The 1,454-nt window shown below is 54.4% G+C and carries 1 protein-coding gene; it reads left to right on the top strand.

Annotation, left to right across the window (positions count from 1 at the left end):
- The first annotated feature begins 325 nt into the window (after positions 1-325).
- Positions 326-973, top strand: coding sequence for a hypothetical protein (locus tag HMPREF3011_RS09760; RefSeq protein ID WP_070841453.1), 648 nt, complete (start codon positions 326-328; stop codon positions 971-973).
- Positions 974-1,454 lie beyond the last annotated feature (481 nt).

Below are 1,454 nucleotides of genomic sequence, written 5' to 3'. Positions count from 1 at the left end.
AACTAATGGGGAGCAGTTCATTAGGTGCCGAGGCGTTTCTGCTGGAAAAGGCGAGCCTGGTTTGGGGTGACCAAACGGCTAGCAATGTGACCCGTGACATGCGACGTTTGGGCATAAGTGCAGGTTAAATTTTGCCGTTATTCTGTTTCCAATTTCCTGGCTGAAGTGGGTCGAATTTCTATATTGTGACCGTTTTTCATCACCGGTACGGTTTTCGTGTGAGCACGGCAGTGGCCGCAAAGGAGAAGGCGAGAAGCCCTTTACCTTCAGCTCTGGGCATCGCGCCACACCATTTATCTACACTTCATTTTTCTAAAGGATCATCATGGATAACCTGTGCAACATCTGCGAACTGATTTCCTGCTTGCCAGCACCGGCTCCGCTGCCGGTACCTGAGTTCAGCGTGAACTTCCCGGAGGGCCCGCTGATTCAGGTCGACTCTCTGTTCCCGAACTTCCACTCTCTGACTGAGGGCGGCAACCTGGGTCTGCAGAATATTGGCGGCAATCAGGACAACGCTCTGCAGAACGTCGGTGGCAACCAGGGGCTCCAGAACGCGGGCGGCGACCAGCTGAACGGTGGCGACCAGATTGGCGGCGACAAGCTGGACAAGGGCGACAAGGTCGGCGGCGATCAGGTTAACGACAAGGGCCAGATTGGTGAGCGTCAGTCCGGTTTCCAGACCGGTGGCCAGGATCAGAGCCTGCAGAACGTCGGTGGTGACCAGGGTCTGCAGAACGGTGGCCAGGAGCAGGGTCTCCAGACTGGCGGTAAGAACCAGAACGGCCTTCAGACTGGCGGCCAGGGGCAGGGGCTCCAGACCGGTGGTAAGAACCAGGGTGGCCTCCAGACTGGCGGCCAGGAGCAGGGTGCCCAGACCGGCGGCAACAACCAGGGTGGCCTGCTGGCCGAGGACGGTGCGGGTGACAACCTGCCAGTCGACCTGGACCTCACCGGTGCAAAGGCTATCTAAGGCCGTTTAAGCTGACTTAGGCACTGCACTACAACGACACTGCGCAGCTATTAGCTCTCGCAGCTATTAATACGTAACAGCGCACGAGCGCCTTCTCACTCCTTGTGGAGTGGGGAGGCGCTTTTCTGTGTTTATAGCTGGCGACGTTGGGCCGATCCGAGTTACTGACTGCGTTTATGTCAAAAATGGCCCAAAAAATGTCCTGAAAGCGTCATAAACTCGCACAGTTTCACATTTGCAGTCCCCTATTCAGTCGCGTTTTACATAACGTGATCTGTTGGAATGCCGTGAATCAGACCCATTTTTGTCTATTAACCGCGGATGGAGAGGTTGGGGCGGAGGGGCGATTATTTATGCAGCCGCAATTAGCACACAATTATGTGGCTTATTAAATGATGTCCGGGGATTCTTTTGCAAATAGTCTTGAGATATCATTTTTGCTCTTAGAGATTTATTGGCTTGCATTTTCATTAGGTGGGGG

This window comes from Corynebacterium sp. HMSC074C04 (assembly GCF_001838295.1).
In the GTDB taxonomy this organism is placed as follows: domain Bacteria; phylum Actinomycetota; class Actinomycetes; order Mycobacteriales; family Mycobacteriaceae; genus Corynebacterium; species Corynebacterium amycolatum.
Note: the sequence above shows the minus strand (reverse complement) of the source record. Positions and strands in the feature narration are given on the sequence as shown.